This is a genomic window from Paenibacillus sp. GM2FR (assembly GCF_002803325.1).
In the GTDB taxonomy this organism is placed as follows: Bacteria; Bacillota; Bacilli; order Paenibacillales; family Paenibacillaceae; genus Paenibacillus_AQ; species Paenibacillus_AQ lautus.
On sequence record NZ_MKZM01000008.1, the window covers coordinates 3,878,229 to 3,902,958 of the forward strand.

The following is a 24,730-nucleotide window of genomic DNA, read 5'->3' on the forward strand; positions in this document are numbered from 1 at the left end:
GTTGTTCACCTAAGAATTCCAATAAAACCGTCCCTTTACTGAGTTCTGTACAGATTAGGTAACCGTGAACCTGTCATGCTACCAGCTGGACTTCTTCACGCCCGGAATTTGTCCCTTATGGGCCAGTTCACGAAACACGATTCGGGAAACGCCGAATTTACTGATGTAACCTCTTGGTCTGCCGCTGATTGCACATCGATTGTGCAGCCTTGTTGCGGAAGAGTCGCGTGGCAGTTTCTGCAAGGCCTCATAATCGCCCCTTTCTTTCAATTCCCTGCGTTTCTGCGCATATTTAGCAACTATCTCCTGTCTTTTTAGTTCCTTCACGACTTTGGATTTTTTCGCCATTCGTCATCATACCTCCCTTTATTTAAGTTAAGAACTTGCTGCAGCAGGCTTATATTCATCGCAAGATTCTTGGATATGTCTCCTTTGCAGCGGTTGCCGCTCTATAATCGCTTTTCGTTTGGCTTTCAAAATAATTTGCTCAATGTCGGCAAAGCTGCAGCCTTCAAGCTGCTCGCTAACTTCAGTTATAGCTGCCTCATCACATTGAAATTCTCCAATCAGGATTTGGATATATTGCTGCCTCTTTCCCTTGTCCGGTAACGAATACGTCATCTTTGTATCGAATCTGCGCCATACCGCCTGATCCAGATCCTTCTCCAAATTGGTGGCCGCCATCATAATGCTCTTATCCCCAAAGTCATCGAGACATTGCAGTAATGTATTGACGGCACGCGCCATCTCCTTAACTTCATCGTTGTTGTCCCTCGTCCTTGCAATGGCATCGAACTCATCAAGAAACAGCACGCAGGGGAACATGCCTGCATAATCGAATATTTTGCGGATATTGCTGCCCGTTTCACCCAGGTGGCTATGGATGATCGCATCCAGGCGAACCAGGACAAGCGGAAGTTCGAGAACGTTAGCCAGATAGAAAGCCGTTAAGGTTTTTCCGGTTCCAGGGGGGCCGTACATTACGACTTTGTTAGGAATGGGAACGTGAAACTTCTCAAATTCCTCCCTCATTCCCAAAATCGAAACAAACTCATCCACGATTTTTTGATTAAACTCGGACAAGATCAGATGCCTTGCCCTTTTGGCGCAATCCCTAGGCGAATAATAGGTTGCCATATCAATTCCCTTGGCCCGGGGAAGACGCGGGCCAGCATTGCTTTTGCTCATTGTCGGCTGCTGCTCCTTCACTGCATGAATCATGGTATTTAAATGGGGTTATGTGACCCAGATGACCTCTTGCGTATCCATTTCCACCTGCTCCAGCACATCTTCAAAATCATTGCTGGGCGGTATGGAAGATAGGGGAGCCCACTCATTGCCGTTTTGTCTGGCGTATACGCGCCATCCATTTTCCTTCAGGCAAAAATGAACCAATTCGGTGGAATCCCATTTTCGTTGAAGCCAATCAGGTCTTTCTTCCGATAGAATAACGGTCCTCTCATTGAACCGGTAGGTTAAGCGTACCTCCGCTCTTAAATCACCAGGAACCTTAAGAGCGATATAAGCTTCAAGAATGGCGCTTATTCTCTTCTTCGTAAAGCTATCCATCGACGCCTCCTATCGATCCATAGTTCGTGACTGGATTACTTTTTATAATGTAATCGCTGCTTAAACCTATCGACACGCCCGCCGATTTCGGCATTCTTCTGTTTCCCCGTAAAGAAAGGATGCGATGCAGAACTCGAATCCACACGTATAACCGGATAGGTATGACCGTCTTCCCATTCCATCGTTTCCGAAGAAGTCTTCGTAGAAGCGCTAAGAAATTTATAACCTACGCTCGCATCCAGAAATATGACCTTTTGAAAGGTTGGATGTATTCCTTTTTGCATTGAAATCCTCTTTTCCTTCCGAGTCGCTTGACTCTTTCTTCCATTAATCGTAAACATTACGAATAAGTATATGAATGAATATAAGATAAATGATCTCCGCTGTCAACCTAATGACTGGATTCAGGCATGGAAACGCTTCTTCACTGCACACCAAGCCTTCAACTGGTAAGATTCCCCTTGTTTTCCCTATCCTTCATTCCGGCCCATGCTATAATGGATTCACCATTTCAAGCATACGGAACAGGGGCGACTTATGAATGAATTCTGCTAAAACAGTACTGATCATTGAAGATGAACAGGATATCTCGCGCATTGTGAATGACTATTTACGTGTTCAGGGATTCAGCACGTTCATCACGGAGAATGCCGGCGACGGATTGCAGGCAGTCCGCCACCGGCAGCCGGATTTTATCATTCTCGATCTGACATTGCCTGATGCTGACGGCATTGAGGTGTGCCGCAAGCTCCGCACATTGACGGCTGCGCCCATCCTTATTTTAAGCGCCCGCAGCAGCGACACGGACAAAGTCCTTGCCCTGGGTTTTGGTGCCGATGATTATATGACCAAGCCCTTCTCGCTCAGTGAACTGGTCGCCCGCGTTCAGGCACATTTGCGCCGAATCGCGGATCCGAAGCTTCAGGTATCCCCACAGCAGCGATTGCAATTCGGCGCCCTTTCGATTGATAAAAATGCCCGCAAGGTCATGGCCGGACAACTGGAAATTTCTTTATCCGCCAAAGAATTTGATTTGCTGTACTTTTTGGCTTCCAACCCTAATCAGGTGTTTACCAAATCGCAGCTGCTGGATCATGTATGGGGGTATTCCGCTTATGTCGAGGATAATACGATCACGGTCTACATAAGAAGACTACGCGATAAACTGGAACGAACCGAAATCAAATCCTCCTACATCAAAACGGTGTGGGGCGTCGGTTATAAATTCACTCCCGATGGAGATGAGTAGCCCCTATGGACTGGAAAACTTGGTATTCAAAACGACGCTGGGCTGCTGGTATATCTATCATCACGATCATACTCTCTGTCGTCTGGCTCACTCTTATTAGCTCCTCAAACAAGCCGGCTCTGTCAACAATCATGAAGCACATTCGCGTACTGACGAATCCGATCGTCCATTCCCTGGAAAATGAGCATGCGGAATTGCTGCTATCCGATGCCCCGATCCGGCGGCAATTAACCGACTGGATTCAGGAGACGCGGGTCGGCCTCAAGGTTGTTTTTCCTGATGGAACGGTGACATATGATAGCGAAAATTCATCGAAACAACGAATTAATCCACGCTTCGAACTGGACTATACGCTTCGTATTTCCGATAGGAAACCGCCCTACTATCATCTCGCTTTTCCGCTGCAGGATGCCAGCACCAAAACCTTTGTGGGTTACGCCCAATTTGCGGTCCCGGCTTCTGCCTTGGCCCCAGTAATGCCCTCCTTCGACTCATTTAGCTTTGTGCCATGGATCATGCTCTCACTGGCGCTTTTGACGCTGCTTTATTTATTCTTCTCCATCGGACGCCGGGTGCGGCATGACCTGATCCAGCCTGTTGCCGAGCTTAAGCCTTACGCGGAAGCCATATTGAAGGGCGATTACGAGCAGCGCGCCGAATGGACAAGCGGCAACGAGGTCGGGGAGCTTTATGCCGTATTTGATCTCATGCGTGAAGAGATCCGTCATTTACATATCCAGCAAGCTGCGCACAACCAGTCGCATAAAGAACTCATATCCAATCTGTCTCATGACTTGAAAACTCCGCTGGCGACAATCAAAGCATATATTGAAGCCATTCGCGAAGGGATGTGCCCCGATCTGCCAAGTGCGATGACTTACCTTGAAGTCGTGCACGCAAATACTAGCAAAATGGCCGTGCTCGTCGACGATTTGCTGCTGCACGCGCTGCATGATCTGGAACAGATTGCTGTACATCCGATCGATCAATACAGCGCTCCAACGCTGGAGCCTATCTTTAGGGCATTGAGCCATTACATACGAACGATGGGCGTACGCTGCGAAGAGCCTACTGCAATTCCTAACTTACTTGTCCGCTTCGATGCTGTACGGATCGAGCAGGTCATTGCCAATCTGGTCACAAACGCACTGAAGCATACGGAACCCGGGGATACGATTCGTCTCGCTGTTGAAGAACAAACGGAAACATCCTGCTTACACATCATCGTCTCCGATACTGGCAGCGGGATATCCCCGCAGGATATGCCTTTTATTTTTGAACGGTACTACCAGGGTAACGTTTCACAACGAACTGCCGGCCAATTGACCGAGCGCCAAGGGGTCGGACTTGGTTTGTCGATTTGCAAATATATCATGGAGGCGCATGGAGGCGCGATCTCTTTTCACAGCCAACAACAGCAGGGAACGACCTTCTGCTTAACTCTACCTCTCAGCTGACTCCTGTCATACTTTATTTATAATTTGATAACAAATGTGCAAGATTCGTCCTCTATACTTTGATGGCAGTGGGAGATAAAGAGAGGAGATCATATTATGCTTTCAAGCAAAACCGTTATGCTCCAAGCCGGTCATTTATGCAAAACCTACACCACCGGCAAGGAACAATTTCATGCCATCCGCAATGTCGATCTGTCCATATATGAAGGAGACTTTACCGTCATCATGGGCGATTCCGGGTCGGGAAAGTCCACCTTGCTGTACTTGCTCAGCGGACTTGATGAAGTAACCACCGGAGAAGTCAGTTTGCAGGGACAGAGCCTGGACCAATTTTCAGCCAAGGAGCTTGCACGTTTTCGGGCAAATCGGATCGGCTTTATCTATCAAAACAGTAACCTTGTACCGGATCTGTCGCTGTTCGATAACATTGCCCTCCCTGGATATATCGCTAATCAGGACAAGGAACAAGTACGGCAAAGGGCACATGAGTTGATGGTTAATCTGTCCCTTGGTAAACAGAGCAGCAGGCTGCCTTCCCAAGTATCCGGAGGTCAGCAGCAGCGGGCGGCAATCGCAAGGGCGCTCATCAATAACCCGGACATCATCTTCGCCGATGAACCTACCGGCAGCCTGAACTATGAACAAGGCGTTACGGTGCTTGATATATTGAGCCGGATGCATGCGGATGGTCAATCGATTGTCATGGTCACCCACGACATGAAGGCAGCCTGCCGCGGCAATCGCCTCATCTACATTCGCGACGGCAAGATCGGCGGCACGCTGGATATGGGGCCCTATACGCCGGAACAAGCGTCCGAACGGGAAGCGATGATCTTTGCTTATGTCACCGGGAGGAGGTAGTCAGAGATGCGATCTATATTGATACTGTGCTGGGGCAACCTGCGCAAAAGAAAAATGCAAAACACGCTGATTGCATTGCTTATTGCCCTATCCGCTCTATTAGTCAGCACCGCATTCACGGTCTTGATGAATACGGAAAATGTATTCAACGATCGCCATACGGCTGCTCAGGGTGCCCATGAAGTCATAAATATGACCCGCGGGCTGCATGACGAACAAATGGTGGCCGACTGGTGGTCCAGCCAAGAAGGCGTAACCGCCTCCAGCTTAATCCCTTACAAGCCGTGGACGGGACTGGTCTTTAACGGGGAAGAGTTGCCCAATCTTTATCTGTATATGATCAATACCCCTCCGATGCCGCACGGGGTCAACAATCCTCTTCCCGGTTCAGGCCCTGAGCATCTGACCGTTCCGGAAGCCGGCGAGATCTGGATCCCCACCTCGCTTGCCTACAAATACGACATGCACATCGGCGATGAATTGATGTTCACCTCAGGGGCGGTACCCGTACCATTCACGATCGGCGCCATTGTCATCGACATATCCCATGGCGGTCCTTTCTCGACCACGGCCCGCATATGGATGAACGAAGCCGACTATCGGTCAACCATGGGCAGCTTGGATACGCCGGAACACTACATGTTGTCGCTTCGCTATGCGCATCCCGAACAAAGCGGGCAATATTGGCAGCGCTTTGAGCAGGCGCTCGGATCGCCGTTTTTGGAGGAACGCGTTTCGTTTGCCGAACTGTCGGCCTTTTACTTTATCATGAACAAGGTGATCGGCTTTGTGATGAGTTTCCTCGGTTTGGTCATGATCGTCGTCGCCTTGCTTACGATCGGCTTTACAATCACAGACACGATCCTTGCCAATTACCGCACGATCGGCATTCTCAAATCAATTGGCATGACCTCCGAACGAATCATCGGCACTTATATGCTGCAGTACGGGTTCATGGCGGTTATCGCCTTGGTACCCGCTCTGATTGCAAGCCGCCTCCTTTCAGATGTCATCATCCAGAATTCCCTGTCTTTCCTCAAATCCGACACAGCAACTGTTCCCGTTCAAGCGGCAGACGTTGCCATCTGGACTGGCCTCGGCCTATTGCTCATCATCCTTCTATGCGTCCTTCTGTATGCTGCCAAGACACGCCATATCGAGCCCATTCAAGCGATCCGTTACGGCATGTCGGAGTCTTCGCACAGCCGTACCCATCAGCATGGTGGAAGACTGCTGGATCGATGGTCCGTACCCACGGTCATCGGCTGGAAGCATGTGAGCGGCAACAAAAAAAGCGCAGCACTGATCTTTCTGCTAATGAGCATCACGGTGGCTGTTCTCGTCTTTGGCGCCGTGCTGGTAACCAGTGTCTATCGCATTAGTGAAACGTCGGCTCAGTGGGGTTATGACGATGCGGATATCGCCATTATGGTTATCAATGGGGAGCATTTGGATCGAACTGAAATGCAATCTTATATCGAAAACGACGCTCGGGTTCTCAACCTGAACTGGTCCGGGTCAGCCACCGGCGCCATCGCTGAGACCGGGAGGGATGGCAACCCTCAACAGACGTTCAGCCTCCCTTTGACGGTCGTGGAAGGAAACATGGACGAGATGGGTTACGCCTCGCTGGCAGGACGTAATCCTGCACTGCCTAATGAAATTTCTATCGGAATCAATATCGCCCGTAAATTGCAAAAAGATATCGGCGACGTACTCACGATCTACATTGAAGGAAAACCGCATCAATTGCTGATCACCGGCACGTTTCAGTCCATCTCGAATATGTCGAACACCGCTCGAGTCACCTCGGACCTGGTGGAGCAGCTAAATCCGGACGCGGGGTTTATTCAGCTAAAGGACAATAAGGACAGCGATGCGGTTGTGCAGCAGCTGAACGAACGCTATGGCCCCTCCATCCAAGCGCTGAAGCAGGAAGTGCTGCTTGATTCCGTATTCAAAGAAGCTGCGGCAGTTTTGCTCATTCCGATGAGCATGCTGGCCCTTTTGTTCATGGCCGTCACTTGTCTTATTGTTTATACGACTTGCCGTTTACACATACGGAAGGAAACGAAAACATACGGCATCTATGCCTCGCTTGGCCTGACTGCAACCGACATCCGTCGCGCCCTGACAAGCGGCATTGCCGGACTGGCTGCGCTCGGTGCGCTTGTTGGTATCGCTTGCGGTGTCTACGCATTGCCGGCCGTGCTGCGCGGTCTGCTCTCTACTTATGGGATTGTCAAGCTGCCGCTTATCATGGAATGGCCTCTGGCCATTGGCCTGGCTCTAATCGCACTTGTTATCGCCGTCAGCGGCTGCTGGTTGGCTTCGCGAATCCTCCGCCGCACCTCCCTTCGGGTGTTGGTAATGGATTCATGAGGACAAAAGATGACCTCCGAATTTCGGAGGTCATCTTTTTTACTTCTTGCCTTAGTAAATCTTAATGTTGTTTCTCTTATTTTAATTCATATCGTATTTGTTCTTTCCACTTGATGATATTTGCGATGGCGTTTGTTCCACCGCCCAAGTAGATATCTTCTATGGTCATTGACCAAAATTTAGATTTGCGTTTTCTTTCGTTATTCGGAAGAGGGTTTGTTATTTTACCCACCTTGGTTACTAACTCTCGATTTTTCTTGAGTATATAGGCGGTATCCCAATCATGATCATAAGCATCCGTAAATAAATCAACCAGCAATCGGTAACCTTCCTCTGTATAGTTGGAAGGATGCTGCAGCATATAACATGAAACAAGCCAAAAATGTAAAGCATATAACGCTGGATCACGATGTTCCCAGACAAGAGGAAAACCGAATAATTCATAGCATGAAAACCCATCGATCCCCTTAGCTCCACACTCCATACATCTTCCAGACTCCATTACTGTTCGATTATCAACCACTTTTACAATCCCCCCATCAAAAACCCTACTTTCCCCAAGATTAATAGATTGACGTTACGTAAGGTCAACTTATTGCATTCAATCCCCTGCCGAATCTTAAAACCACCAGTAAAACAAGGGGATTTGATCCTTTTCCCCCGACACCTTGAAATCCAAACAGAAAATTTTCTTGTCACAACAGGATCATTAAGCTATTATTTAGATCGTAATGTTTACGAATAAAGGAGCGATCATCATATGTACATAAGAAATCACTTTCTGAAGCTTGGCATCCTATTGGTATGCATCAGTTTGATCAGCGCTTGCGCCCGGCCCTCCCAACGCGCCGAGGAGAAAAAGCACATTGATTTTCTCTATAATTTCTCAACGAAGTCTTTAGATCCTCATGTTGATTCAAGTTATGTTCCGTTACGGGCGGGGATAACCGAAACGCTGGTACGGCTGGATGAAGAGAATCTGTCGATCGCGCCTTGGCTGGCGGAAAGCTGGGAAGGTGAGGATGGTCAGCACTGGACGATTAAATTACGGGAGAATATTACGTTCCATAACGGTCATGTCATGGATGCTGATGCGGTGAAGGCTTCCCTTGAACGGGCATTAAAAGAGAGTGTAGCTATTCAGAATGCACTCAAAATCGAAAAGATTGAAGCGGACGGTTACACACTGCAAATCACAACAAAGCAACCGTTTCCCGAGTTTGTCTCTGAGCTTGTTAATCCTAATGTATCCATTATTGACGTAACGGAAGAAGACATTATAAACCGTCCTATAGGAACCGGTCCTTTCGTATTAAAGTCGTTCTCGCCGGGGAGCAAGCTGGAGCTTGAACGCTATGACGACTATTGGGATGGGGCTTCCAACCTTGATTCCGTGACGTTTGCCTTTAACGAGGATGCCAATGCCCGTTCGCTAGCGCTCCAATCCGGTCAGGTGGATATCGTGTATCGCCCGGAGACAGAAAGCTTAGAATCATTGCAAGCCCAGGGTGGAATTAAAGTGGAGTCGACTGCGACGTTCCGCGTGCATCAAATGACCATGAATATGGAACGCGAAAGTTTACAGGACGTTCATGTTCGCCGCGCGGTGGATGCCTTGATTGATCGGCAGAAGATTGTAGATACCATTCTGTTAGGCTACGCTGAACCCGCTATCGGCCCATTTTTACCTTCATTGCCCTTTGCCCCCACTTACGAACAGAGCGAAACGGGTGCAGACATCGCTGTGAAGCACTTGGAGAAAGCGGGATATTCACTTGTGAATGGGAAAATGCAAAAAAACGGTGAACCATTGACTTTCACCTTATTGACCTATAGTGCAAGAGCAGACTTGCCTTTAATAGCTCAAGTTTTTCAGTCGGACGCCAAACAAATCGGAATCGACGTTGAGATTCGCCAGATCGATATCCCCGAGGAGTATATGGCTTCTAACCGCGATTGGGATCTCGCTACGTACAGTAATCTAACGGCCCCGCGCGGAGACGCCGGTTATTACTTAAATGCAACGTATCACCCAACGGGCGCTCTCAACTTTTCCGGTGCTCAAAGTCCTGAACTGACGGCCATTATTGATCAACTCAATCAAACCGTGAACCAAGAAGAACGTGCTTCGCTTTCGGAACAAGCCGCTGATTATGTTCACAACAACATGATTAATTCGTTTGTTCTGCATCCTTCGACCATTGTTGCCTATAACGAACACAAAGTGAAAAACTGGCTGACTACCCGCAGTGAATATTACATGATTACAAACCGGTTGGATGTGAATTAAATGCTCCGAATCCTTACTCGTAAATTCGCGGAAGTCTTATTTTTTTTGTTATTTATTACGTTTATCAGCTTCTTGTTCATTCGACTTGCCCCTGGCGATCCGGTCTTAACCATTTTGAACGTGGATGAATTATCCGTAAGTCAGGAGCAGGTAGAGGCCCTAAGAGAGGAAATGGGATTCAATGAGCCGCTGCTTGTCCAATATGGACTTTGGCTGGTTAAATTTGTTCAGCTTGATTTCGGCAGCTCTTATATCACGGGTCAACCCGTAATGGACGTCATTTTAACGGGACTGCCGGCTACACTCGAACTAGCGGTCGGTGCGTTGATCGTTATGCTGGTCGTATCCATCCCGCTCGGATCGCTGTCCGCCCTTTACCGGAATAGCTGGATAGATCAATTGAGCAGAATCCTATCCATTCTTGGAGCCGCCGTTCCAAGTTTTTGGCTTGGCCTTATTTTTATCGACTTATTCGGTGTGCGCTTGAACTGGCTGCCCATTATGGGAAGAGACGGATGGATTACCCTGGTCTTGCCGTCATTGACGCTTGGTTTGGCGATTTCCAGTGTATATGTTCGTTTACTCCGCTCCAGCTTGCTTGATTCGCTTAGCCAGGAATTTATCCGTGCCGCGAGAGCGCGAGGTCTGTCGGAGAGGAGAATTTTTTTCGTGCATGCCTTCAGGCACAGCCTCCCTCCTGTCATTACCTTTTTCGGCGTCAGTTTAGGAAGCTTGATCGGCGGGGTGTTAGTCATTGAAGTTCTATTTGCGTACCCAGGGGTAGGAAAGCTTGTCGTGGATGCCATACGCCAACGAGACTATCCCCTTATCCAGGGCTACATTTTAATGATGGCCATTATTGTTTTTATGGTAAACACAGGCGTGGATTTGTCTTACCGATATTTAAACCCTGAAATGAAGCTCAAAGAAAGGGGAATACAGGGATGAAAGGCTTGTCTTCACCATTGCCAAAAATAAAAAAGCCGGGCTGGCAAGGGAGCTTCGCACTGGCTAGTCTGTTCCTTGTTTTATTGGTTATCGTTTACGCATTTATTTTCTTAAGACATGATCCAACATTAACAAACCTGGATCATCGCCTTCAAGGATCGAGTCTTCGGCATCCGCTCGGAACAGACCAGCTCGGCCGGGATGTTCTTACCAGGCTCTTGCTGGGAGGACAACAAACGATGGGTTTCAGCTTACTGGCTCTGATGGTTTCTCTTGTGATTGGAGTCCCGTTTGGTCTTATTTCAGGATTTAAACGAGGGGTCGTGGATCGTATTTTCATGCGTATTGCCGATGGATTTCTGTCTTTCCCCGATACGATTGTCGCGATTGTTCTGAGCGGATTGCTTGGAGCCGGGATCAGCAACCTTGTGCTTGCCATTGTGATGGTAAAATGGGTCAGTTATGCCCGGCTTGTTCGCAGCACAGTATTATCGGAGTCCCAAAAAGATTACGTTCTGATTGCTCGAACCAATGGTTTATCTTCGGGCAAAATCATGCGCAAGCATTTATTTCCTCATATCGTGGGACATGTTCTTGTACTGGCAAGCCTTGACCTTGGGAAGATTATCCTGCTCATTTCCGCCTTTTCATACATTGGACTCGGGGCTCAGCCTCCCACTCCGGAATGGGGAGCCATGCTTAACGACTCTCGGCCCTATTTCCAATCAAAGCCTGAATTAATGATATATCCCGGTTTATCCATTGTATTCGCTGTACTGCTAACGAATATGCTGGGCGATTATTTACGCGACCATTTTGATGTAAGAAAAGAGGTGCGATCATGACGCTGTCCGTCGAGCAAGTTTCCATAAGCAGCAAAGACAAGAAGATTATCGATAACGTCACACTCTCCATCCGTGAAGGAGAATGGTATGCGCTGGTTGGACAAAGCGGCAGTGGAAAATCCCTGCTCTCCCTGGCAATTGGTCAAATGCTCCCACCTAATTTGCGGGTCGAAGGGAACATATACTATAAAGAACTCCATCTTTTGTCTTTATCACCTAAACAAATGAGAACCGTTCGCGGCTCGAAACTAGCCTATATTTTTCAAGATTACCAAGGTTCATTTACACCCTTCAGAACGATTGGCCAGCATTTTGAAGAATACCAGAAAGCTCACGGTATCTCCGATTCCAAAACTCGGCGGCTCAGCGCATTCGCTGCACTAGATTCCGTTGGGTTAGACGAATCCATGTATCATCGGTATCCGTTTCAATTAAGCGGAGGGCAGCTTCAACGGGTCTCCATTGCTATGGCGCTTCTGCTGTCGCCGGATTTATTAATTGCCGATGAAATCACCACGGCGCTGGACAGTGTGTCCGGCCATAAGATTTTGGAGCTCCTTGCAATGAAACAAAAAGAGACAGGCTTTGCCATTCTATTCATCACCCATGATTGGCGCCATGTCAAACGTTATGCCCACCGTCTGGCTATCATGAAAGAGGGCCAAATCATTGAATCGGGCGAAAAAGACTTTGTTCTTGCGCATCCTCGGCACGAGTATACCCAAACATTGATCCATGCGGCCCCAACGCTAAATCACCGACTTTCATCGGGTGTACGGGAGGCGGAGATTGTATGAAGCTGTTATCTGTTAAACAACTTACGAAATCATATCAGGGACAGAAAACTGCCATTAACAACCTCTCCTTCGAACTGAATCAGGGGGAATGTCTTGGTCTTGTCGGGGAAAGCGGCTGCGGCAAAAGCACGCTCGCCCGCTGCTTGCTGCGAATCAAGACGATCGACGAAGGCGCGATTCATTTCAAGAATGAAGCGATTGAACAGCTTAATGAGCGGCAATTGCACCCTTACCGACAAAAGATGCAGATCGTGTTCCAAAATCCATCCGCTGCTTTGAACCCCAAGCTCAAGATAAAGGATTCACTGATAGACCCGTACGAGCAGTACCGGAAGAAGCTCAGTCTCCGGCATTTTTCCTATACCTCTAAGGAGGCCTTCGTCAAGCAGCTTCTTGACGCCGTTGAACTACCCGAGCGTTTAGCGAATCAGTATCCGCACGAATTAAGCGGAGGACAACGCCAGCGTGTAACGATTGCGCGTGCGATAAGCATCGAACCGGAACTTGTCGTGTTAGATGAACCTACGGCAAGCCTAGATGTGATCACACAGGGGGCCGTTCTGGCTTTATTGACGAAGCTTCGCTCTTCTTTAAATTTGTCTTACTTATTTATTTCACATGATTTGGCTGCTGTAGCCCAAATGAGCCAACGAATCTTGGTTATGAAAGACGGCAGGCTTGTGGATCAATTCAACCGCGATCATTTGTTCTCGGATGAACGGCATCCGTATACCCAGGAGCTTATTTCGATCTTTTAGATAGAGTACCCACACGCGGCTGCTAGCAGAAATACATAAGGCACAGAAGGTATCTTCTGTGCCCATTCTCCTCTATCTCTTGTCATTGTCTCTCAAATACGCTGACTTCCCCCTTGTGCCCTTCCTCTTTCTTTTGGATATATTCCTCTTGGTTTTTTAATTGCATGTAACGAACAATCAGCTTATCCAACGACTGTGAAATGGCGACAACATCTTGATGCACCAATTCGAAACTGCTGGCCACCCGCTCAAGCTCTCTTCGGAGAAGTTCGAGTTTTTTCGCTACTTGTTCGAGCTCGCTCTCGATAGAAATCATCTTGTTCATCCACCCCCGTCGTAACAAGTGATTGATGACCGTTGCCACAGTTCCTGGGACAAACTTTTTCAAACCGTAAGAATTGAAGCTCTTATCTTATCGATAACGCGAATCAGCTACAGCTACAGCTACAGCTACAGCTACAGCTACAGCTACTTATCATTATAAAATTCGACGCAAACAAAAAAAATACCCAGAATTGGGTAATCTTTGTCTTAAGAATTTTTATGACGGTTATGTAAATTTTTTAAGAAATCCTCCTTTATGGTTGACTCTCGTTTTTGCATATATCTTTTTAATAAAAGTACGAACCGTGCTTTGACTAATACCATAAGTATCAGCAATTTCAGGTACATTTTTATTCTCCAGCCACCCATATGCTATTTCTTTCTCTCGATTCGTTAATTCATATTGGTGAAAGTGAGAATAGATCAGCTCCCTTTGCAGAATGGGATCCTTTTGAGGTAACTTTTCTTCAATATTCTTGGCCAAGTGTTCAATGAGTGGTATGGCAAATGTAACCTCGTGTAAATAATGAAAACTTAGGCCCAGGTAGCCTATGATCACATTTTTTATTCGAAGGGGAGTACAAACACACGCCAATTCTGAAAACAAGCGATTACTATGCTCGGCCCCAACTACGACAGAAAGCGTTTGTTGTTCCATGGATAATGAAATGGCATTATTTCCTGCGTCTTCCATTGCCAATGAGGTCCCACTTTTCATATTATTTCTCTCGAGAAAACTTTTTAACGAACCCGTTCCGCAATAATCGATGACGGTTCCATCCATATCTGTTATAACAAATAGATAGGGTATAGACAGCAAATCGTTCATATTCCTTGTTTCCTCTTGGAGCAAATAAAGAATTTCTTTCCGTTCAATCAACCTTTCTTTTATTTCAGTCATACTGAGGATATTAGGAAAATGATTGTTTGCTTCTACCAGTGTTCTTTGACCCATTATTTTCCCTTCTTCCCTTGTAAGAATAAGCGATTAATAATGGAATCGATCTCCTATTCATCGCCGCGGCTGCATTCGGCAGCTCCTAGCGAAAAATAAAAAACCCCCATCCATTATGATAACCACAACAAAACAGACGGAGGCTTCCGTCGTATTCGGTAACTGGCTGGCATCGCGGTCTTAAGTAGCTCCACATTAGCCCCTGTAGCTTTGCGTCGCCACTTTTCAGTGGGTTTGCTATTATCGTACTACGAAGTGTGAATTTGTCGAATATTCAAACATGTTATGACATATTCAAACTATAACTTACATTGTTTTTCATTTAATATAGGCCGCACGACCCAAATTTCCATATTTTTGTTATATTTGTCAATCACTCTTATGTCCATACACAGAATCACTTTTTGCGCCAAGCGGGTTCATAGATCGACTTAGGAGGAGGAAACTGATGAATCCAGTTAATGATCCGGGTCGATATCCACTGGCATACAACTGCAAGGATAATAATTTTCCAATCGATCACATAGGCCGTGAAGGCGAATATGATTCCATTCATCCAGAACAATGAGGTACCGGGGTTAATTCTTTTATACTTATAAATGGCTAAGGCAACATAACCGATTCCCCCATTCGATACCCTCTGCTTTATGAGGATGGCGACACCTGTTCCGAGAATAACCGAGCCAAATAGAAGATCGATCCATACGTTGCCGAACGGGGGTTCTAAGAACACCTCGAAGAAATTAACGGAAACGGACGTCACCGTTATAACAAATATGGTCCCGAAGGCACTGACACCGTCAAGATAAGGGACTGTAAAGGCGAGGAAAATAAAGTTGGCTAGCCACAGTCCGAGACTCATTGGGATCTCGAACGCATGGTTCAGAAGCACCGCGATCCCAGCTCCTCCCCCCGAAGGAATGGCGTGAGGAAACAAGAACATGGCCATGGCAAAACCTTGAATGATGGAGCCGGCGGTAATGAAGAAGAGTTTCTTAGAAATATGACGCAAGAAAAAGGGGTTCTTTCGCCCGGGTATGATCTGTAAATTCACACGGAATCATCCTTCATAGATTAGAGTAACAAGCCAGTCCTGCTTTTTTAGTGTATGCTTGTTCCCTAAAGGGGATTCCGGGATAGATCTCATTAACGAAAATATGTATAGGCTGACTCTGGAGATATCCATAGGCAGCCCTCTAGTATTTATCATTCTCTTGTGGTTTGGTCTATGTTTAAATTACGTAACAAAATCCATCTGTATGTTTCTCTCTCACCCCGAGTTCAAACGTATCTTGACGAAGTCCCCGGCGCATCGTTTCAAGGGAAAGCACTTCGGTGGGTTGGATATTCCCCAAATGTACATTCGATCCAAATTTTTGGAGAAGCATCGCTTGCTGCTGCTTAAGAGGTGCCTCCCAAATCAGCTTCCTTGCATCCGACACGTTGTCGATGATATTATTTATCATTTCTTCCTGGCACTCGCCATGCTTATCGAAAATACCGATACCTAGTCCGGACTCGCGAGCTTCAACGATGATAAACTCGGCGCCTACGTCTAAATCCGCTTCCATCGTATACGCGAGCATTTCGGCGTCGATGTAGGAACCGGATTGTTTCTTACCATATTCCGTAAAGACCCGAAGTCCGCGTTGTTTACCTTCCCGGATAAGTTCCGTTCGTTTTTTTCGAGACATCTCAATCGTACCGTCAGATACTTCTATAGCGTTAAATCCAAGACGGCAAACGGTATTAAAAAATGCGGGGACGGCCTCTTGCTGCACAGCTGTCTCAAGCAAGGTCCCGCCGGGCATGACCGTAATTCCATGTTGTTTGGCTAAATTGATCTTGTATAGCAGCATTTCCGTTTTATACAGCGGAGCCGTCCCAAAACCGAATTTGACGCAATCGATGTAATCCGAGGCTGTTTCGATCACATCTGAAAACATGTTTCTACCCAGGCCTTTATCAATAACCATCGTCATCCCGCGTTCCATGACCCCGTAGGTGTCGTGGTCTTTTTTGCCGTGTTCGGGATTTTCGCGCAGCCCGCTCGGATCACATATTTCCATGGGCCAAACTGTTCGCAGGGAACTGTTCATTCTAGGATCTCCTCAATTCTTTTTGATTTAGTCGTTTAATCCAATGACATTGGCATAATATGCTCATACCCATTGACAGGTGCCCATCTTTTGTCATAAGGGATTTGTCCGGTCATCCGATCTGCCGAGGCGGCTTAATCAAAAAGAACACCAAACCTAAAGTAACCAAGGATAGTGAAGATACTGTTATAAAAACAACATGATCCGATTTATCCATCATCCACCCGAACAAGGGTGGCCCTGCGGCAACCCCCAAAAATCGCAAGCTATTATAGAGGGACGTAATCATTCCTCGCTCACTTTTCTCAACAGCGCCGGTAATCATCGTATTTAAGCAAGGAAGAAGCATTCCGGTTCCAATGCAGCTGACTGTCAGCAGCCCGATAAACATGTAAATGTTCTTAAAAAAGAAAAGTGTAGCCGCCAGAGAAAGGGTCATGGCAATCAGCCCGATATTCATCAGCCAACGAATCAGCAGGCCATTTTTCTTGATCAAGCTTCCGGTCGTATAGGAAGTGATAACCATCCCAAGTAATGGAATGGCCAAAATCAAGCCCTTCATGACCCCGTCAATGTTGTAAGGCTTGTCTTCAAGAATGTTGGATAGATAAAATAGTACGCCAAACAAAATGAATAGCCCTAGCGAACCGGCAAAAAAAGCGGTGATGAGCCAGCGGCCTTTTTCTTTAAAGATGTCTCTGATTTTTCCAAGGTATTTCCTTAGTTCTTGCTTTGAATGTTGTTTCGATTCTTTGATCATAAAAATGACGGCCAGTAACGACAACGCACAGAACACGGGAAACGCGAAAAAGGATGCATACCATACGATCAGCATAAGCAGGGAGCCGATGATCGGGCTGAGTACCTTCCCTGCCCCATTGGAGGCTTCGATTAGGCCCAGTGCCTTGCTTTCCGTCCCGCCATCGTATAAATCGCCGACGAGGGCCATGGCAATCGGTGCTGTTCCGGCGGCCGCAAGCCCCTGAATTGCCCTCGCGGAGATAATCACCGCAAAAGAGTTCCAGATGGCGCCGAATCCTGCCAGAATACCGGCACCTCCATATATGATCAAGGCAGGGATAATAATAACTTTGCGTCCAAATCGATCGGACAAATAACCAATAATCGGAATAAACAAGCCTGCTGCCAAGGAGAAAATCGTAATGATCAAGCTGCTTTGGAATTTACTGATACCCAGTTCCCTTTGCATTTCAGGAAGCCCCGGGACGAGCATGGAATTGCCGAAAACGAGCACGATCGGGATCGTCGCCAGTGCGATAAACTCCCACACTTGACCCTTTGAGCCTTTAGAAGATTTTGATTTTCCCGAAGATTCGTTGTCTTTTGTCTCCGCGGAGTCGGTCTGCAGGTCGATATCGCTATGAAAGCTGATATTCAGTTTTCGCTTTTTGGTCTTTTCCATGGTATCGCTCCTCGGACTTGAAATTCGTGTAATACAGGGCATGTTCTTGATTTGTACATGCTTCCTAATTATCACCACATCCGGATTTAATATTCCCTCATTGCTGCCGAAGCCTTAGAGGATTTGAGCACTCCTTGGATTTGGGCCAATATACTGTTACTAACATACCCCCACTATGCCGGGTGAAAGGGGATACGACATGCCGATAAAGATTATTCAAGGACACCATCATACGTTGGACGCATCACACATCAATGTTGTAATTGATGTCATAAGGGCTTTTACCGTAGCGCACTATGCCTTTATCAATGGGGTTCAGGGTATCATTCTGGCAGGAACTCTGGACGACGCCTTACGCCTAAAGAAAATCGATCCTGACTTTTTATTAGCGGGAGAGATACAGGGGCTGCCGATTCCGGGGTTTGAGCTGGATAATTCGCCTGTACGTTTACACAACTTTGATCTTCGGGAGAAATTTCTGATCCAGAAGACAACTAATGGAGTTACAGCAACCTTAAACGCGCTGAGCACCGAGCACCTATTCGTTACCGGGTTCACCAATGCAAGAACAACAGCAGCGTTTATAAAGAGAAACTTATTAAAAGAAGATGACGACATGATGATTAATTTAATTGCTTCGCATCCGTCTGGCGATGATGATCTGGCCTGTGCACAATATATAGCGGAGATTCTCCAAGACACTAACCGTATATCTGCCGAGGACACCATTGAACGGATTCGAAAGTCGGAAGCGGCCGGGAAATTTTACGATCATGAAAAGCCGGAATTTTTACAGGAGGATATTTCGTTTTGTATCAAAGAGATCCCTTCCGACTTTGTAATGAAAGTGAATCTGAATAAAAACCATCCGTTGATTGAAAGGTTCCAGGTCGGGGTCTTTAATCACTGATTATGATTGGTACCGCTTGTGAGTTCTGGTTCGTCATCATAAGGGTATAATTTACATTGATAAAAGAACGAATGTTCGCATATAATACAAACAAACGTTCCCGTCAATGAGGTGGTTAATGATGTTGAGTATTGGGTTGAAACCAGATGAAACCCAACTGGTGAAGGATTATATTTTATTACCCCTTTTACTTGATGTGTTAGAGCATGACCGTTCGATCCTATGTAGAGCCGATTTAAAGACCCTAGAGCTAACGAATGCGATCATCGACCATTTGCAGGCAGCCGCATTGTCCGATTTAGCTCAAGCTCGTAGAAAAATGCGTGAATATGCCATTAAGGTTTACGAGGATCGAAAAACAAGGCTTGGGATTGAGGTTGAATTCATCTGTAGAGGGTATCATCACAAGCTGTCCATACTGTGGGGGCTGATTGAGGCAGAGATCGAGCAGCGATCGTACACCTACCTGGGGCTAAAAATCGCAGATAAGGGGAGTCCGTTGTGAAATCATCTAACCGAGTGATCATGTTAGGGGATTGCCAGTCCTTTTATGCATCTGTTGAGAAAGCAGACCACCCAGAGTATAAAGATCGCCCTTTGGTCGTTGCAGGGGATCCGGAAAGACGTTCAGGCATCGTGCTGGCTGCTTGTCCGCTTGCTAAAGAAAAAGGAATAACGACGGCAGAGCGATTAGGGGAGGCGCTGTCAAAGTGTCCGGATCTTGTCGTCATCAAACCCAGGATGCAGAAGTATATTGACGTTTCGATGCAAATCACGGAGATATACAAGAGTTATACCGATTTAGTTGAGCCTTACAGTATCGACGAGCAGTTTCTAGACGTTACCGGTTCGCTGCATCTGTTCGGCACACCCGATGAGTTAGCCCAAACCATTCAGCGTCATATCCTGGATGCTACGGGTGTTTACGCCCGCTTCGGCATCGGTGAAACCAAAATCCTTGCTAAAACGGCCTGTGATAACTACGCCAAGAAAAATCCGTCCGGCATCTACACTTTGTCCAAGGACTCGCTTGCGGATACCCTTTGGAAACTGCCCGTTAGCTGTATGTTTATGGCCGGCAGCAAGATGACCCGCCACTTTAACGTCATGGGGCTGCCCACGATCGGCAGCGTGGCTCAGACGCCTCTTGCTAAATTGAAGCAAATGATGCGCCGTAAATTCGGTAAAAATTCCGATATTTCAGCCGAGATGTACTGGCGAATTGCCAACGGAATCGATGATAGCCCGGTAAGGCCAGGTACGCACCAGGTTGACCCTAAATCGGTTGGACACATGATGACCCTCCCTCGGGATTATACCAAGCTGGAAGAAATCAAGGTCGTGCTGCTTGAGCTGACAGAGCTGGTTTGCCAGCGATGCCGCGGCCTTGGTTTTATGGGGCATGTGGTGTCGGTCGGTTGTATGGGGGCCGACTTTGACCGCCCCACGGGATTTAGCCGGCAGATGAAAATGGAGGATCCATCGAATATTACGAATCAGGTTTACCGCTGGGCATGCCGGCTGCTTGAAACGTATTGGGACGGCCTGCCGATTCGGAGGGTCGGTATTAGCTTGTCACAGTTTTCCCCGGATACGGAATACCAAATATCATTGTTTGATACAGGACGGGAGCGGTCGATGGCACTTGAACGGGTGACCGATGCCCTAAAAAATAAATATGGGAATTCGATTGTGATTCGAGCGGTATCCAAAACAGACGCAGGCCAAGCGTTGGACCGATCAGCCAAGATAGGAGGACACTATAAATGACAACACGAAAAAAGCTTGAGGGTAATGGGCTGTGGGAATCAAGCCGGATGATGCTGCCGGAGCACAAAGAAACCATCATTCGTAGGCAACTGGAAGAGGGGCGGAAAGATCGGCCAACGCTCGATCCGCAAGAAATGGAATTAATCGAGAGTGCGCTCGCCGAGTCATTTCATGAACACCGTATGATTACCGTGAGGCTATTCGATGAATATGAGGACACGGAATTAACTGGGATTGTCGTGCTGATCCACACGTTTAGACGGGAGATCAAACTGTCCATGGCCGAAGAGGAATCGCGTTGGATTAAAATTGATGAGATCATTTCAGCAGTATCATAGTGGATAATGAATACCTCTGATCCCGATCAGAGGTGTTTTTCTGTTGCCTATACAATCAATAAATCTTTCGAATCTAACGTTTGTTGACTATAGTATCAAGTTTGTTATCTGGAAGCATCGAATCTTCCTCTTATACAATGAAACTAACAAATGCACGACAAGCGAGATAACACCGTAAGGAGTGACAAACATGAGCTCTAAAGCCGAATCAAAAGAAAAACGAAAGCGCTTACGAATACGCTGGCACAAGCAGGATACGGAACTAACCCTCTTGGCGTTGCCGACCACGATTTGGTACATCCTGTTTAGTTTCTTACCGATGTTCGGGATCATTATCGCCTTCAAAAATTTTAGGATCAGCGGCGGCTTTTTGAGCAATGTGTTTAACAGTCCATGGGTCGGCTTCAAAAACTTCGAATTCTTGTTCAAATCGAATGACGCTTGGATCATTATTCGAAACACGATTGGATACAACATGGTGTTTATCGTGCTAGGGATTGTTCTGCCCGTTCTATTCGCGATTATGATCGGACTCCTCCATAGCCGCAAAGCAAGCAAAGTCTATCAGACGATGATGTTCCTCCCCTATTTCCTCTCCTGGGTAGTCGTATCTGCGGTAGGCTGGGCATTCTTAAGCTTCGATAAAGGGATTGTCAATCAAATGCTCGTCAGTATGGGCAGCGATCCTATTAACTGGTATATGGAACCGAAATACTGGCCATTGTTTTTGATTCTCTTAAATGTCTGGAAGGGCCTGGGATATGGTATGGTCATTTATTTGGCAACCATCACGAGCATTGACAGCACCTATTATGAAGCAGCCGTTATTGATGGCGCTTCGATTTGGCAGCAGACAAGATTTATTACATTACCCATGCTCAAGCTAGTGATCGTCATGATGTTCATACTGGCCGTCGGACGCATATTTTACACGGATTTCGGCTTGTTCTTTCAGGTCACGCGAGATTCCAATTCGCTGTTCAACGTGGCGACCACCATCGATGTCATGGTGTATAAACAACTGAAAACCGCCACCGTAGGGATGGCATCCGCAGCCGCATTCGTACAGTCTGTTCTGGGATGCGCAACGATTCTGATCGCTAACTGGATTGTTCGCAGAATCGATCCGGATAGCGCGATGATGTAAGGAGGCAAGACGATGACACCAAAAACCACTTACGAGACGGGCCTTGAAAAGTTCAACCGTACAAACAAAGCCGTCAACCTGTTCTTCAACCTGATATTTATCATCTTGGCGCTGCTCTGCGTCATACCCGTAGTTGTTGTTCTATCCATTTCCTTTTCCAGTGAGGAGTCCATCCGTGAGACCGGATATCACCTGCTCCCGGTTGCTTTGTCGGCGGAGGCTTACGTCTATATCGTCAAGCAGGGAACGATGATTCTGCGAGCGCTTGGGGTATCCGCCCTCGTTACCGTGGTCGGTACCGTGCTCGGCGTGTTGCTGACGGCCTCCATGGGTTACGTGCTCTCTCGCCCAAACTACAAGCTCAGGGGCTTTCTGACCTGGGTGGTATTCATCCCCATGGTATTCAACGGAGGCTTGGTATCCAGCTACTTCATTAATACGAATTTGCTAGGGCTAAAAGATAGCGTCTGGGCACTTATACTACCGCTCGCGGTTTCATCGTTCAACGTGATCATATGTAAAACCTTCTTCAAGAGCACGATTCCCGATGGGCTGATCGAATCTGCTGAAATCGATGGCGCGAGCCAGCTGCGAATCTTCTTCTCCATCATTCTGCCGATCTCATTGCCGGTCATCGCCACCATCGGACTGTTTCTCTGCTTTGCTTACTGGAACGACTGGTTCCAATCGATGCTGTATATCGACAACCAGAACCTGTATTCTCTGCAAGCGCTGCTCAACAGCTTAATGAGCAATGTCGATGCACTGGCCAAGAATGCCGCCAGCATGGGCGTAAGCTACGCCATGCTCGTTGCGACGATGCCGAAGGAATCCGCCCGCATGGCGGTCGCCATTCTCATCGTGCTGCCCGTAGCATTCGCTTACCCTTTCTTCCAGAAATATTTTATTTCCGGGCTAACAGTCGGCGCTGTGAAGGGCTAATTGGGAAATAAGCCAAGCAAAACTTGGTTTATGATAAATCACGCTGTACAACACTTAAGCGATTTAACTTCAATAAGGGGGAATTGGAAATGAAGAGAGCTTTTAAGTTCATCTCTACTCTGTGCGTAATGGCACTCATGTTGACCGCTTTAGCAGCCTGCGGCGGCTCGAAGTCTCCAGCAGCGACGGATGGATCTGCGGAGACAACGGACACACCGAAGGAGAACACCGAAACAAGCAAAGATATCCCGACGTTGACCTGGTGGACCATCGGCGGCCAGGTGCCGAACAATTTCAACAAAGCGGTTGATGCCATGAATGCCTACACAGCCGAGAAAATTGGCGTGAAGGTCGACATCAAGGTAGCAAGCTGGGGCGAATGGGACACCAAAATGAACACCATCGTGAATACCGGCGAACCATTTGACATCATGTTCACGAACAGCGGTAAATACAGTAAGCAAGTCACTATGGGCGCGTTTGCCGATATTACGGATCTGGTTCAGAGCGAAACGCCCGACTTGTATAAACTGATTCCCGAGAAGGTATGGGAAGGTACAAAAATCGGCGGCAAATATTATTCCGTTCCGACTTACAAGGATTCCGCGCTGACGCAGTACTGGGTATTCGATGATAAGTATGTGCAAAAGTACAATATTGATATCAACAATATCAAAACGCTGCAGGATCTGGATAAGCCGCTCCATGACATGAAGGCTGGCGAAGGCAAAAGCTTCTATCCGCTGCCGATGACGCAAGGCGAAGGCTTGAACGGCTTCTTTAACGACTATGACGATTTAACCCTGGGCTTCCCTCCCATCGGCGTAAAAGCGGACGATGCATCACGCACGGTGGTCTCTGTACTCGAGCAGCCTGATGTTATGGCAAATCTGAAGCTGCTGCATCAATGGTACCAGGATGGCATCATCAATCCGGATGCTCCGACAAAAACGGAGAACGACAAAGGCAGACCATTCTTTGCAGCCCAAGCATTCCCGGGAGCCGAAGTCAGCTGGCAAATCAATGATGCCGTTGAAAAGTACGATATGGTTCAGCATTATGGACCTATTTATACAACCAGTACGATTCAAGGCTCGCTCAACGCGATTTCGGCCAATTCCAAATATAAGAAGGAAGCTTTGAAATACCTTGAATTGGTGAATACGGATCCCAAACTTCGCAATATGCTGGCCTTCGGCGAATTAGGCGTAGACTACAACAATGTGGATGGCGAAAAGGTGATTGAGCGTACATCCGATACTTGGCCGCTGGCAGCCTACACCCAAGGCACATTCTTCAATTTGGCGGTGACCAAGGGCGCTCCTGAAGATCAATGGGAGCAGGTTAAAAAGCTGAACGATGCAGCGACCTCTTCTACGATCCTAGGTTTTGCGCTGGACATCACCGATCTTCAGACCGAAGTGGCGAACTGCCAGGCCGTATGGGATAAATACAAATATGAACTGATCACAGGCGCATCCGATCCGGAGAAAATGGTGCCGAAGATTACGGCTGAATTAAAGTCAGCCGGCATGGACACGATTATGCAGGCTGCCCAAGAGCAAATCAACACTTACTTCAAGTAAGATTACAATCAAGCGCATCCCTTAATGAGTCTCTCTTAAGGGGTGCTTTTTCCCTTACGATCTATGAAGCCAGGCATTAA

General features: G+C 47.2%; 26 protein-coding genes and 1 riboswitch. Of the genes, 16 read left to right on the forward strand and 10 right to left on the reverse strand.

Annotated elements, in window-relative coordinates:
• Window positions 1-78: 78 nt before the first annotated feature.
• The 4 genes from rpsN to PAEVO_RS17555 are packed head-to-tail and all read right to left on the reverse strand — an operon-like array spanning window position 79 to window position 1,853.
• Window positions 79-348: a 30S ribosomal protein S14 gene (rpsN, locus tag PAEVO_RS17540; RefSeq protein ID WP_100538701.1), complete on the reverse strand. Its 270-nt coding sequence runs from the start codon at window positions 346-348 to the stop codon at window positions 79-81.
• 27 nt (window positions 349-375) lie between these two features.
• Window positions 376-1,188, reverse strand: coding sequence for an AAA family ATPase (locus PAEVO_RS17545; protein ID WP_100539496.1), 813 nt, complete (start codon window positions 1,186-1,188; stop codon window positions 376-378).
• 48 nt (window positions 1,189-1,236) lie between these two features.
• Window positions 1,237-1,569, reverse strand: coding sequence for a DUF3024 domain-containing protein (locus tag PAEVO_RS17550; protein WP_100538702.1), 333 nt, complete (start codon window positions 1,567-1,569; stop codon window positions 1,237-1,239).
• A 35-nt stretch (window positions 1,570-1,604) separates the two neighbouring features.
• Entirely contained in the window at window positions 1,605-1,853 is a 249-nt protein-coding gene (locus tag PAEVO_RS17555) for a type B 50S ribosomal protein L31 (protein ID WP_100538703.1), read from the reverse strand.
• A 257-nt stretch (window positions 1,854-2,110) separates the two neighbouring features.
• On the opposite strand from PAEVO_RS17555, the gene PAEVO_RS17560 reads away from it, so the two are divergent.
• The 4 genes from PAEVO_RS17560 (at window position 2,111) to PAEVO_RS17575 (ending at window position 7,518) form a co-directional block, all read left to right on the forward strand.
• Window positions 2,111-2,818 carry a response regulator transcription factor gene (locus tag PAEVO_RS17560; protein WP_100538704.1) on the forward strand — a complete coding sequence of 236 codons (708 nt, stop codon included), beginning with the start codon at window positions 2,111-2,113 and terminating at the stop codon, window positions 2,816-2,818.
• A gap of 131 nt (window positions 2,819-2,949) precedes the next feature.
• Window positions 2,950-4,275, forward strand: a complete 1,326-nt coding sequence (locus PAEVO_RS17565; RefSeq protein WP_243390811.1) for a HAMP domain-containing sensor histidine kinase — start codon at window positions 2,950-2,952, stop codon at window positions 4,273-4,275.
• Between the two features lie 96 nt (window positions 4,276-4,371).
• Complete coding sequence (locus tag PAEVO_RS17570; protein ID WP_100538706.1) at window positions 4,372-5,136, forward strand: ABC transporter ATP-binding protein; 765 nt, start codon at window positions 4,372-4,374, stop codon at window positions 5,134-5,136.
• A gap of 6 nt (window positions 5,137-5,142) precedes the next feature.
• Window positions 5,143-7,518, forward strand: a complete 2,376-nt coding sequence (locus tag PAEVO_RS17575) for an ABC transporter permease (RefSeq protein WP_100538707.1) — start codon at window positions 5,143-5,145, stop codon at window positions 7,516-7,518.
• A 76-nt stretch (window positions 7,519-7,594) separates the two neighbouring features.
• Here PAEVO_RS17575 and PAEVO_RS17580 read toward each other — a convergent pair whose 3' ends face one another.
• Window positions 7,595-8,020 carry a DUF5946 family protein gene (locus tag PAEVO_RS17580; RefSeq protein WP_243390812.1) on the reverse strand — a complete coding sequence of 142 codons (426 nt, stop codon included), beginning with the start codon at window positions 8,018-8,020 and terminating at the stop codon, window positions 7,595-7,597.
• Between the two features lie 258 nt (window positions 8,021-8,278).
• Here PAEVO_RS17580 and nikA point away from each other — a divergent pair, with 258 nt between their 5' ends.
• The 5 genes from nikA to PAEVO_RS17605 are packed head-to-tail and all read left to right on the forward strand — an operon-like array spanning window position 8,279 to window position 13,156.
• Entirely contained in the window at window positions 8,279-9,808 is a 1,530-nt protein-coding gene (gene nikA, locus PAEVO_RS17585) for a nickel ABC transporter substrate-binding protein (protein WP_100538709.1), read from the forward strand.
• On the forward strand, window positions 9,809-10,756 hold the full coding sequence (nikB, locus tag PAEVO_RS17590; protein WP_100538710.1) for a nickel ABC transporter permease: 948 nt from the start codon (window positions 9,809-9,811) through the stop codon (window positions 10,754-10,756).
• Window positions 10,753-11,601 carry a nickel transporter permease gene (nikC, locus tag PAEVO_RS17595; RefSeq protein ID WP_100538711.1) on the forward strand — a complete coding sequence of 283 codons (849 nt, stop codon included), beginning with the start codon at window positions 10,753-10,755 and terminating at the stop codon, window positions 11,599-11,601. Before nikB ends, nikC begins: the two co-directional genes overlap by 4 nt.
• A complete protein-coding gene (locus tag PAEVO_RS17600) occupies window positions 11,598-12,398 on the forward strand; it encodes an ABC transporter ATP-binding protein (protein ID WP_100538712.1) in 801 nt (266 codons plus the stop codon). The genes nikC and PAEVO_RS17600 overlap by 4 nt, the downstream gene beginning before the upstream one ends.
• Window positions 12,395-13,156, forward strand: coding sequence for an ABC transporter ATP-binding protein (locus PAEVO_RS17605; protein ID WP_100538713.1), 762 nt, complete (start codon window positions 12,395-12,397; stop codon window positions 13,154-13,156). Before PAEVO_RS17600 ends, PAEVO_RS17605 begins: the two co-directional genes overlap by 4 nt.
• Before the next feature lie 82 nt (window positions 13,157-13,238).
• On the opposite strand, the gene PAEVO_RS17610 is transcribed toward PAEVO_RS17605, so the two are convergent.
• The 5 genes from PAEVO_RS17610 to PAEVO_RS17630 form a co-directional block, all read right to left on the reverse strand.
• On the reverse strand, window positions 13,239-13,481 hold the full coding sequence (locus tag PAEVO_RS17610; protein ID WP_100538714.1) for a Spo0E family sporulation regulatory protein-aspartic acid phosphatase: 243 nt from the start codon (window positions 13,479-13,481) through the stop codon (window positions 13,239-13,241).
• 225 nt (window positions 13,482-13,706) lie between these two features.
• Complete coding sequence (locus PAEVO_RS17615) at window positions 13,707-14,435, reverse strand: helix-turn-helix transcriptional regulator (protein WP_100538715.1); 729 nt, start codon at window positions 14,433-14,435, stop codon at window positions 13,707-13,709.
• Window positions 14,436-14,589: 154 nt separating this feature from the next.
• A riboswitch (cyclic di-GMP riboswitch) is annotated at window positions 14,590-14,684 on the reverse strand.
• A gap of 148 nt (window positions 14,685-14,832) precedes the next feature.
• Entirely contained in the window at window positions 14,833-15,489 is a 657-nt protein-coding gene (locus tag PAEVO_RS17620; protein WP_394054310.1) for a YitT family protein, read from the reverse strand.
• A 178-nt stretch (window positions 15,490-15,667) separates the two neighbouring features.
• Window positions 15,668-16,534, reverse strand: a complete 867-nt coding sequence (gene comA, locus PAEVO_RS17625) for a phosphosulfolactate synthase (RefSeq protein WP_100538716.1) — start codon at window positions 16,532-16,534, stop codon at window positions 15,668-15,670.
• 112 nt (window positions 16,535-16,646) lie between these two features.
• The gene (locus PAEVO_RS17630; RefSeq protein ID WP_100538717.1) at window positions 16,647-17,957 is read right to left on the reverse strand and encodes an MFS transporter; all 1,311 of its coding nucleotides are present in this window, start codon (window positions 17,955-17,957) and stop codon (window positions 16,647-16,649) included.
• A gap of 199 nt (window positions 17,958-18,156) precedes the next feature.
• On the opposite strand from PAEVO_RS17630, the gene PAEVO_RS17635 reads away from it, so the two are divergent.
• From PAEVO_RS17635 to PAEVO_RS17665, 7 genes are all read left to right on the forward strand, one after another.
• The gene (locus PAEVO_RS17635) at window positions 18,157-18,867 is read left to right on the forward strand and encodes a 2-phosphosulfolactate phosphatase (protein WP_100538718.1); all 711 of its coding nucleotides are present in this window, start codon (window positions 18,157-18,159) and stop codon (window positions 18,865-18,867) included.
• Window positions 18,868-18,988: 121 nt separating this feature from the next.
• Window positions 18,989-19,372, forward strand: coding sequence for a YhjD family protein (locus PAEVO_RS17640; protein ID WP_100538719.1), 384 nt, complete (start codon window positions 18,989-18,991; stop codon window positions 19,370-19,372).
• Window positions 19,369-20,637: a DNA polymerase IV gene (locus tag PAEVO_RS17645; protein ID WP_243390813.1), complete on the forward strand. Its 1,269-nt coding sequence runs from the start codon at window positions 19,369-19,371 to the stop codon at window positions 20,635-20,637. Before PAEVO_RS17640 ends, PAEVO_RS17645 begins: the two co-directional genes overlap by 4 nt.
• Window positions 20,634-20,975 carry a YolD-like family protein gene (locus PAEVO_RS17650; RefSeq protein WP_100538720.1) on the forward strand — a complete coding sequence of 114 codons (342 nt, stop codon included), beginning with the start codon at window positions 20,634-20,636 and terminating at the stop codon, window positions 20,973-20,975. Before PAEVO_RS17645 ends, PAEVO_RS17650 begins: the two co-directional genes overlap by 4 nt.
• 190 nt (window positions 20,976-21,165) lie before the next feature.
• A complete protein-coding gene (locus PAEVO_RS17655) occupies window positions 21,166-22,122 on the forward strand; it encodes an ABC transporter permease (protein WP_100538721.1) in 957 nt (318 codons plus the stop codon).
• 12 nt (window positions 22,123-22,134) lie between these two features.
• Entirely contained in the window at window positions 22,135-23,064 is a 930-nt protein-coding gene (locus PAEVO_RS17660) for a carbohydrate ABC transporter permease (protein WP_100538722.1), read from the forward strand.
• Between the two features lie 89 nt (window positions 23,065-23,153).
• Window positions 23,154-24,650 carry an ABC transporter substrate-binding protein gene (locus PAEVO_RS17665; RefSeq protein ID WP_100538723.1) on the forward strand — a complete coding sequence of 499 codons (1,497 nt, stop codon included), beginning with the start codon at window positions 23,154-23,156 and terminating at the stop codon, window positions 24,648-24,650.
• Window positions 24,651-24,730 lie beyond the last annotated feature (80 nt).

Excerpts from the sequence above, each read along its gene's own strand:
- rpsN (WP_100538701.1), bottom strand. The coding sequence starts at position 348 with ATGGCGAAAAAATCCAAAGTCGTGAAGGAACTAAAAAGACAGGAGATA.
- PAEVO_RS17545 (WP_100539496.1), bottom strand. The coding sequence starts at position 1,188 with ATGAGCAAAAGCAATGCTGGCCCGCGTCTTCCCCGGGCCAAGGGAATT.
- PAEVO_RS17550 (WP_100538702.1), bottom strand. The coding sequence starts at position 1,569 with ATGGATAGCTTTACGAAGAAGAGAATAAGCGCCATTCTTGAAGCTTAT.
- PAEVO_RS17555 (WP_100538703.1), bottom strand. The coding sequence starts at position 1,853 with ATGCAAAAAGGAATACATCCAACCTTTCAAAAGGTCATATTTCTGGAT.
- PAEVO_RS17560 (WP_100538704.1), top strand. The coding sequence starts at position 2,111 with ATGAATTCTGCTAAAACAGTACTGATCATTGAAGATGAACAGGATATC.
- PAEVO_RS17565 (WP_243390811.1), top strand. The coding sequence starts at position 2,950 with ATGAAGCACATTCGCGTACTGACGAATCCGATCGTCCATTCCCTGGAA.
- PAEVO_RS17570 (WP_100538706.1), top strand. The coding sequence starts at position 4,372 with ATGCTTTCAAGCAAAACCGTTATGCTCCAAGCCGGTCATTTATGCAAA.
- PAEVO_RS17575 (WP_100538707.1), top strand. The coding sequence starts at position 5,143 with ATGCGATCTATATTGATACTGTGCTGGGGCAACCTGCGCAAAAGAAAA.
- PAEVO_RS17580 (WP_243390812.1), bottom strand. The coding sequence starts at position 8,020 with ATGGAGTCTGGAAGATGTATGGAGTGTGGAGCTAAGGGGATCGATGGG.
- nikA (WP_100538709.1), top strand. The coding sequence starts at position 8,279 with ATGTACATAAGAAATCACTTTCTGAAGCTTGGCATCCTATTGGTATGC.
- nikB (WP_100538710.1), top strand. The coding sequence starts at position 9,809 with ATGCTCCGAATCCTTACTCGTAAATTCGCGGAAGTCTTATTTTTTTTG.
- nikC (WP_100538711.1), top strand. The coding sequence starts at position 10,753 with ATGAAAGGCTTGTCTTCACCATTGCCAAAAATAAAAAAGCCGGGCTGG.
- PAEVO_RS17600 (WP_100538712.1), top strand. The coding sequence starts at position 11,598 with ATGACGCTGTCCGTCGAGCAAGTTTCCATAAGCAGCAAAGACAAGAAG.
- PAEVO_RS17605 (WP_100538713.1), top strand. The coding sequence starts at position 12,395 with ATGAAGCTGTTATCTGTTAAACAACTTACGAAATCATATCAGGGACAG.
- PAEVO_RS17610 (WP_100538714.1), bottom strand. The coding sequence starts at position 13,481 with ATGAACAAGATGATTTCTATCGAGAGCGAGCTCGAACAAGTAGCGAAA.
- PAEVO_RS17615 (WP_100538715.1), bottom strand. The coding sequence starts at position 14,435 with ATGGGTCAAAGAACACTGGTAGAAGCAAACAATCATTTTCCTAATATC.
- comA (WP_100538716.1), bottom strand. The coding sequence starts at position 16,534 with ATGAACAGTTCCCTGCGAACAGTTTGGCCCATGGAAATATGTGATCCG.
- PAEVO_RS17630 (WP_100538717.1), bottom strand. The coding sequence starts at position 17,957 with ATGGAAAAGACCAAAAAGCGAAAACTGAATATCAGCTTTCATAGCGAT.
- PAEVO_RS17635 (WP_100538718.1), top strand. The coding sequence starts at position 18,157 with ATGCCGATAAAGATTATTCAAGGACACCATCATACGTTGGACGCATCA.
- PAEVO_RS17640 (WP_100538719.1), top strand. The coding sequence starts at position 18,989 with ATGTTGAGTATTGGGTTGAAACCAGATGAAACCCAACTGGTGAAGGAT.
- PAEVO_RS17650 (WP_100538720.1), top strand. The coding sequence starts at position 20,634 with ATGACAACACGAAAAAAGCTTGAGGGTAATGGGCTGTGGGAATCAAGC.
- PAEVO_RS17655 (WP_100538721.1), top strand. The coding sequence starts at position 21,166 with ATGAGCTCTAAAGCCGAATCAAAAGAAAAACGAAAGCGCTTACGAATA.
- PAEVO_RS17660 (WP_100538722.1), top strand. The coding sequence starts at position 22,135 with ATGACACCAAAAACCACTTACGAGACGGGCCTTGAAAAGTTCAACCGT.
- PAEVO_RS17665 (WP_100538723.1), top strand. The coding sequence starts at position 23,154 with ATGAAGAGAGCTTTTAAGTTCATCTCTACTCTGTGCGTAATGGCACTC.